Source organism: Amycolatopsis sp. NPDC003676 (assembly GCF_053587275.1).
On record NZ_JBSFNS010000010.1, the window covers coordinates 154117 to 160939 of the forward strand.

8 protein-coding genes are annotated in these 6823 nt (G+C 67.6%); 7 read left to right on the plus strand and 1 reads right to left on the minus strand.

The annotated features are described in order from the left end of the window. Genes ACWDNU_RS09310 through ACWDNU_RS09320 form a run of 3 tightly spaced genes read left to right on the plus strand, consistent with a single transcriptional unit; the run spans nucleotide 1 to nucleotide 2382 of the window. Nucleotides 1–396, plus strand: a complete 396-nt coding sequence (locus ACWDNU_RS09310) for a nuclear transport factor 2 family protein (RefSeq protein WP_370934654.1) — start codon at nucleotides 1–3, stop codon at nucleotides 394–396. Then, entirely contained in the window at nucleotides 389–1195 is an 807-nt protein-coding gene (locus tag ACWDNU_RS09315; protein ID WP_449668418.1) for an ergot alkaloid biosynthesis protein, read from the plus strand. The genes ACWDNU_RS09310 and ACWDNU_RS09315 overlap by 8 nt, the downstream gene beginning before the upstream one ends. Continuing rightward, a complete protein-coding gene (locus tag ACWDNU_RS09320; protein ID WP_449668419.1) occupies nucleotides 1192–2382 on the plus strand; it encodes an alpha/beta hydrolase family protein in 1191 nt (396 codons plus the stop codon). Before ACWDNU_RS09315 ends, ACWDNU_RS09320 begins: the two co-directional genes overlap by 4 nt. Nucleotides 2383–2399: 17 nt before the next feature. On the opposite strand, the gene ACWDNU_RS09325 is transcribed toward ACWDNU_RS09320, so the two are convergent. Further along, on the minus strand, nucleotides 2400–3026 hold the full coding sequence (locus tag ACWDNU_RS09325) for a LysE family translocator (RefSeq protein WP_370934657.1): 627 nt from the start codon (nucleotides 3024–3026) through the stop codon (nucleotides 2400–2402). 123 nt (nucleotides 3027–3149) lie between these two features. Between ACWDNU_RS09325 and ACWDNU_RS09330 the strand changes: the two genes are divergently transcribed. The 4 genes from ACWDNU_RS09330 to ACWDNU_RS09345 all read left to right on the plus strand — a co-directional run bounded on the left by ACWDNU_RS09330 (nucleotide 3150) and on the right by ACWDNU_RS09345 (nucleotide 6724). Continuing rightward, on the plus strand, nucleotides 3150–3695 hold the full coding sequence (locus ACWDNU_RS09330) for a hypothetical protein (protein WP_449668420.1): 546 nt from the start codon (nucleotides 3150–3152) through the stop codon (nucleotides 3693–3695). Between the two features lie 103 nt (nucleotides 3696–3798). Next, nucleotides 3799–4332 carry a hypothetical protein gene (locus ACWDNU_RS09335; protein WP_449668421.1) on the plus strand — a complete coding sequence of 178 codons (534 nt, stop codon included), beginning with the start codon at nucleotides 3799–3801 and terminating at the stop codon, nucleotides 4330–4332. 2 nt (nucleotides 4333–4334) lie between these two features. Next, nucleotides 4335–4652, plus strand: coding sequence for a DUF6191 domain-containing protein (locus ACWDNU_RS09340; RefSeq protein WP_344271494.1), 318 nt, complete (start codon nucleotides 4335–4337; stop codon nucleotides 4650–4652). 50 nt (nucleotides 4653–4702) lie between these two features. Then, on the plus strand, nucleotides 4703–6724 hold the full coding sequence (locus ACWDNU_RS09345) for a protein meaA (protein WP_449668422.1): 2022 nt from the start codon (nucleotides 4703–4705) through the stop codon (nucleotides 6722–6724). The last annotated feature ends 99 nt before the right edge of the window (nucleotides 6725–6823 follow it).

Genomic DNA, 6823 nt, shown 5'->3' on the forward strand with positions numbered 1-6823 from the left:
ATGACATTCATCGATCACGCGCTCGATCTGCTGGTCCAGCACGACATGGCCGGATTCGTGCAGTTGTTCGCCGAAGACGCCGTGCTCGAGTTCCCGTTCGCCGCGCCCGGTGAGCCCAAGCGCGTCGAAGGCCGCGCCGCGCTGGCCGAGTACCTGCGCAACTACCCGAACCTGTTCGACGTCCGCGAGGTCGCCGCGAAGACCGTGCACCAGACGACTGACCCGGAGGTTTCGATCGCGGAGTTCGAGCTGGCCGGCATCGCGGTCGCCACGCAGAAGCCGTACCGCCTGGGCTATGTCGTGATCCTGACCGTCCGCGACGGCCTGATCCGCCATTATCGCGACTACTTCAGCCCGCTCGCGGTCATCGACGTTCTCGGGGTGCCGGGTGTCTGATGTCCTCGTCCTCGGCTCGACCGGCACCACCGGCAGCCGGGTCGTGCGCGGTCTCGAAGCCGAAGGGATACGTGCTCGGGCGGCAACGCGGAATCCCGTTAAGCCAGGCCAAATCCGGTTCGACTGGGACGAGCCCGCGACGTATGGCCCCGCGCTGGACGGGGTCTCGGCGGTCTACCTGATCGCACCGGTCGCGGCCGATCCGCAGCCGCTTGTCGAGGAGTTCCTCAAGCACGCGCCGGACGCACGAGTGGTCTTGCTCAGTTCGTCCGCCGTGGCCGAAAACACCCCGGTGGTGGGCGCTCTGCCAGGCCTCGTCCGTAGGCAGCCTGGCTGGGCGGTGCTGCGCCCGTCGTGGTTCATGCAGAACTTCACCGCCGGGCACCTGGTCGGCGACAGCGCCCGCGCGGGCCGGATCGTGACCGCGACCGGCGACGCCCGGGTGGCGTTCGTGGATGCGGGCGACATAGCCGCGGTCGCCGTCCGCGCACTGCTCGATCCGGAACCGCACAACACCGATCACCTCATCACCGGCCCGCGCGCGCTCAGCTACGACGAGGCCGCTGGGATCGTCGGGAAACAGCTCGGCCATCCGGTCGTGCACGCACCGGTTTCCACCCTTGAGTACCAGCGATTCCTGGTCCGCGACGGCCTTCCCGAGTCGTACGCCGAAATGCTCGCCTTGCTGGACGAAGCGATCCGCGGCGGCGCCGAGGACCGGGTGACCGACACAGTCGAGCGGGTCACTGGACGACCCGCCCGTGACTTCCGCACCTTCGCGAAAGAGGAGATCCGATGAAGCCGCTGCTGTTCGAAGACGACCCGCAATTCTGGTTCGAGACGCTCATCGCCCTGGGCCAGATCGCCTACGGAGGCGCGGATTTCGGCGAGGTCGTCGCGATCGCGTCGAACATCAAATCCGGTGACTACGACAGCTGGCACGACGCGTGGCTCGCCACCGCCGAGCGGCTCTACGCCGAAGCCGCCACCATGCACCCGGTCAGCGCGCGCGACGCGTACCTGCGCGCCTCGACGTACTACCGCCGCGCCGAGTTCTTCTTGCACGGCAACCCGGAAGACCCGCGGATCAACTACGCCTACGAGCGCAACGTCGAGTGTTTCCAGCGCGCCGTGGAGTCGATCGACAACGTCGAACGGATCGAAATCCCCTACGACGGCCACGTCTTGCGCGGCTACTTCTACCGCGCTCCCGGCGACGGCCCGAAGCCGCTTCTGGTGGCGCACAACGGTTTCGACGGCAGCGCGGAGGACCTGCACTTCATGGGCGCGACGGCGGGCCAGGAACGCGGCTACCACGTGCTGACCTTCGACGGCCCAGGCCAGCCCAGCGCTGTGCACCGGGACGGGATGCTGTTCCGCCCGGACTGGGAGCACGTCGTCGGCCAGGTGCTCGACTACGCGCTCGCTCTCCCGGGCGTGATCCCGGACAAGGTCGCGCTGATCGGCTGGAGCCTCGGCGGGATGCTCGCGCCGCGCGCCGCCGCGTTCGAGCCGAGGCTGTCGGCCGTCGTCGCCGTGGACGGACTCTTCGACGCCGGCGCGGCCTTTGTGCACCAGCTCCCGTGGGAGCGCGACGAGGTCGTCCGCCGGGCGAACGCGCCGGAAGATCCTGAACTGGACGCGTTTCTAGCCGCCGCGCGGGAACAGAGCCCGACCGTTCGCTGGGCCCTGAGCCACGGCCGCTACGTGATGGGCGGCGCGACCGATCGAGAGTTCCTCGCGAAGTACCTCGAATACAACCTGTACGACGGCGTGGCCGAGCGCATCACGTGCCCGGCGCTGATCTGCGACGCTCCGGAAGACTTGTTCTTCACCGGCGAGCCGCAGCAGCTGTACGACCGGATCAGCGGCCCGAAGAAGCTGCTGAACTTCACCGCGGAGGAGGGTGCGGACGCGCACTGCCACGTCGGCGCGATGCGGCTCGCGAACGGCCGCATTTACGACTGGCTGGACGACGTTCTCTGATCCGGGCTGAACCGGGGTCAGGATTCCAGGGCCAGCGCCGCGCCGAACCCGACCAGCGCGGTGCCGGTCACCCCGTCCAGTGCGCGGCGGACCTTGCGGCGGCTGAGCCAAGCGCGGACGCGGTGCACGAAGAACAGGAGGACGAGCAACCAGATCGTGCCCAGCACGGCGACCGTGTACGCGAGCACCAGCGCGTCCCAGGTCGTCGTGCGCACCGGGTCGAGGAACTGCGGCAGCACCGACAGGTACAGCACCAGCACCTTGGGGTTCGTGATGTTCGACAGGAATCCCTCGCGCCACCGCCGGAAACCGCTGGCGCGCTTGCGCTGGGTGTCGGCGACCGCGTCGTAGTTGCCGCGCCAGGCGCCGCGCAGCGCCTGGACGCCGAGGAAGAGGAGGTAAGCCGCGCCGAGCCACTTGAGCGTGAGGAACACCGGCTGCGAACGGGCGATGACCACGCCGAGCCCGAGCGCCGCGGCAGTGCCCTGCACCGCGTTGCCGGCGAAGATGCCGGCGGTGGCCAGCAAGCCGCCGCGCGCCCCGCCGGACAGTGCGTTCTTCAGCATCACCATCGTGTCCGGCCCCGGCGCGAGCACGATGAGGACCACGATCACCAGATAACTGCCGTACCCGCTCCACGTCACGTCTGACCACGGTAGATCCCGGATCGGCCGGCGTCTCGCGGATTTCCGTCACAGTGGTTCCGGCCGTCCGGGCAACCCGGGCGAACCGGACGGCGTGCACTCTTCGGGAGCGAGGAGGGCGCTATGTATCCACTGGCCGAAGGGGAACAACTGCTCTGGTCCGGGAGGCCGCGGCGCTACGTGCGCCGGTACGCGGACTTCCACAATTACGTCGCAGTGGCGGTGGGCTTCGGAGTGATCGTCGTGTCCGGCACCGTCGGCATCGTGGCGTTCGACATCGATCCCGTCACGTTCAGCTTGTGGCCGAGCTTCTTCATCCTGGCGATCGCGCTGATCGCCGAACAGAACCGGCAGCGGAGGGTGCTGTTCGGGGTGCTGACCTACCTGGTGACCGACCGCAGGCTCGTCTTCGTCGCTGACCGTCCGGGCGGCATCGAGTACCGCTGGGTGTGGCTTCCCGACCTGGGCGAGCCGCGGGTGCGCGACCACGGCGACGGTACGGGCACCGTCGGCTTCGGGGCACCCGCGCGGGTGCGGCTGCGCGCCCAGAAGATCCAGGCGCGGTCGTTGCTCACGACGATGGTGCCCGAACTGGTCGCGATCGAGGATCCGGAACACGTCGCCGAGCTGATCGCCCAGCATGCTCCGCGCACCCCGGCCGCTGGGTAGAACATGCCCGGATCGCTCGCCGCCGCGGCACCCAATAATTCCGACCCGCCGGGCAACCCGGGCGAACCGGACGGCGTGCACTCTTCGGGAGCGAGGAGGCGTCATGTACCCACTGGCCGAGGATGAACAGCTGCTCTGGTCCGGGCGGCCGCAGAGGTACGTGCGGCGCTACCGCGATTACCACCCCTACCTCTCAGTCGTGATCGTGCTCGTCGCCGCAGCGGCGGCGACCGCGATCTTCAACCTGAGCTACCGGGACACGGTCCCCTGGATCGTTGTGCTCGGCCTGCTCGCCGGTACCGCTGTCGAGCGCAACCGCGAGCGCCGCAGCTTCGTCGCCGGGACCAGTTACCTGGTTACCGACCGCAGGCTGATCTTCGTCTCGCAGTGGCAGCCCGGTGTCGAATTCCGGTGGGTGCCGCTCGGCTACCTCCGCCCGCCGCGGGTGCGCGACCACGGCGACGGCACCGGGACGATCGACTTCCACCCCACGGCCACCGAATGGCTGCGAGACCAGGGCTACCGGTCGCGGCCCGCTTGGTACCCGATGTTGCCGGAGCTCATGGCGGTCCCGGACGCCGCCCAAGTCGCCGAGTTGATTGCCCGGAACACTCCGCGCAGCCCGGCCGTTGGCTAACCATGCTGCTGACCTTGCTGGGTCTCTCGCTGCCGGTCGCCACCATCGTGCTGCTGATCGTCGGCGGCTGGGAACTGCGGCGGAAGAAGAAGCCGTCCCGGCTCAAGGCGCGGCTGTCCTCGACGTACCTCGACGAGGTTACCGCGTTCCTCTACGGCACCAAGCGCAACGAGCTCGAACACCGCGATTCGGTCGAGATGACCCTCGAGGAGGAAGCGCAGGGAGCGCCGCCGCTGGGTACCGTCGACCTTGACCGCGGGGTAGTGGTCGTCCGGCCCGGCGCGTCACCCGGGCGTGGCCGATTCCACTCCGCCGATTAAGTTACCGGCGGGTACACTCGGGCGGTCGTCTCGGCGAAGAGAGGTGCACCGTGCCGTACCCCACCGACCACGAGCGCGACCGGCCCTGGGTGATGCGCACCTATGCGGGTCATTCGTCCGCCGCCGCGTCGAACGAGCTCTACCGGCGGAACCTCGCCAAGGGGCAGACCGGGCTGTCGGTCGCCTTCGATCTTCCGACCCAGACCGGCTACGACCCGGACCACGTGCTCGCGCGCGGCGAGGTCGGCAAGGTCGGCGTCCCGGTCTCGCACATCGGCGACATGCGGCGGCTGTTCGACGGCATCCCGCTCGCCGAGGCGAACACCTCGATGACCATCAACGCGCCCGCGATGTGGCTGCTCGCGCTGTACGTTTCGGTGGCCCGCGAACAGGCCGAAGCCGAGGGCCGCGACGTCGACGAGGTGCTGGCCAAGCTCACCGGCACCACGCAGAACGACATCATCAAGGAGTACCTGTCCCGCGGCACCTACATTTTCCCGCCCGGGCCGAGCCTCCGGCTGATCACCGACATGATCGCGTGGACCGTGCACCACGTGCCGAAGTGGAACCCGATCAACATCTGCAGCTATCACCTGCAGGAAGCGGGCGCGACGCCGACGCAGGAGGTCGCGTACGCGCTGTGCACCGCGATCGCCGTGCTCGACGCGGTGCGCGACTCCGGCCAGGTCGACCAGGCCGACATGGAGAAGGTCGTCGCGCGGATCTCGTTCTTCGTGAACGCGGGCGTCCGGTTCGTCGAAGAGATGTGCAAGATGCGCGCGTTCACGCAGCTGTGGGACGAACTGACGCGCGAACGCTACGGCGTCGAGAACCCGAAGGCGCGCCGGCTGCGGTACGGCGTGCAGGTGAACTCGCTCGGGTTGACCGAGGCACAGCCGGAGAACAACGTCCAGCGGATCGTGCTGGAGATGCTGGCGGTGTCGTTGTCGCGGGGTTCGCGGGCGCGGGCGATTCAGCTGCCTGCTTGGAACGAGGCGCTCGGGCTGCCGCGGCCGTGGGATCAGCAGTGGGCGTTGCGGATGCAGCAGGTGCTCGCGTTCGAGACGGATCTGCTGGAGTACGAGGACATTTTCGACGGGTCGCGGGTTGTCGAGTCCAAAGTGGACGAGATCGTTTCTGGGGCTCGGGCCGAGATCGCGCGGGTGCAGGATCTCGGCGGGGCCGTGGCTGCGGTTGAGAGTGGGTATATGAAATCGCAGCTCGTTTCGTCTCTTGCCGAGTATCGGCGGGGGATGGAGAGCGGCGAGCGGGTTCTTGTTGGGGTGAATAAGTTCGAGACGACTGAGCCGTCGCCGTTGCAGGCGGAGGGGGCTAAGGCGATCGAGACTATTGATCCTGCCGTGGAGAAGGCTGCTGTTGCCGCGGTGGAGAAGTGGCGGGAGGAGCGGGATAACGCTGCTGTTGCTGCTTCTCTTGCTGCTTTGAAGTCGGCGGCTTCTACCTCGGATAATTTGTTCGAGGCTACTTTGGAGTGTGCTCGGGCTGGGGTTACTACTGGGGAGTGGTCCGGGGCTCTGCGGGAGGTGTTCGGGGAGTATCGGGCGCCTACTGGGGTTTCTGCTGCTTCAGCTGCTGGGCAAGGGGATCCGGAGTTGGAGCGGGTTCGGGAGCTGGTTCGTCGCACTGAGGCTGAGATGGGCGAGCGGCTGCGGATTCTTGTGGGGAAGCCTGGGTTGGACGGGCATTCCAATGGGGCTGAGCAGGTTGCGGTTCGGGCTCGGGATGTTGGGTTTGAGGTTATTTATCAGGGGATTCGGTTGACTCCGGATCAGATTGTCGCGGCTGCTGTGCAGGAAGGTGTGCACGTGGTTGGGCTGTCTGTGCTTTCTGGCTCTCACCTTGAGGTTGTGCCGTTGGTGGTTGACGGCCTGCGTGCTGCCGGGGCGGGCGACATCCCGGTAATCGTGGGCGGCATTATCCCGCCCGACGACGCCGCCTTGTTGACTGAGCGCGGTATTGCTCGGGTGTTTACGCCTAAGGATTACGAACTGACCGACATTATGGCTGGGATTGTGGAGCTTGTTCGGGAGCGGCACGGGTTGGGTTCCTAGTGGCCGATCGCGCCCGACGGCGTCACGCTCGACGCGGCCGACTCCGCGGGCGAGTTCTACGGCCGCCAAACCCTGTGCCAGCTGGCCGGTCCGGACGCG

Bases quoted from the DNA above. Each gene is read 5' to 3' on its own strand.
- ACWDNU_RS09335 (WP_449668421.1), top strand. From the start codon at position 3,799: ATGTACCCACTGGCCGAGGATGAACAGCTGCTCTGGTCCGGGCGGCCG.
- ACWDNU_RS09330 (WP_449668420.1), top strand. From the start codon at position 3,150: ATGTATCCACTGGCCGAAGGGGAACAACTGCTCTGGTCCGGGAGGCCG.
- ACWDNU_RS09310 (WP_370934654.1), top strand. From the start codon at position 1: ATGACATTCATCGATCACGCGCTCGATCTGCTGGTCCAGCACGACATG.
- ACWDNU_RS09320 (WP_449668419.1), top strand. From the start codon at position 1,192: ATGAAGCCGCTGCTGTTCGAAGACGACCCGCAATTCTGGTTCGAGACG.
- ACWDNU_RS09340 (WP_344271494.1), top strand. From the start codon at position 4,335: ATGCTGCTGACCTTGCTGGGTCTCTCGCTGCCGGTCGCCACCATCGTG.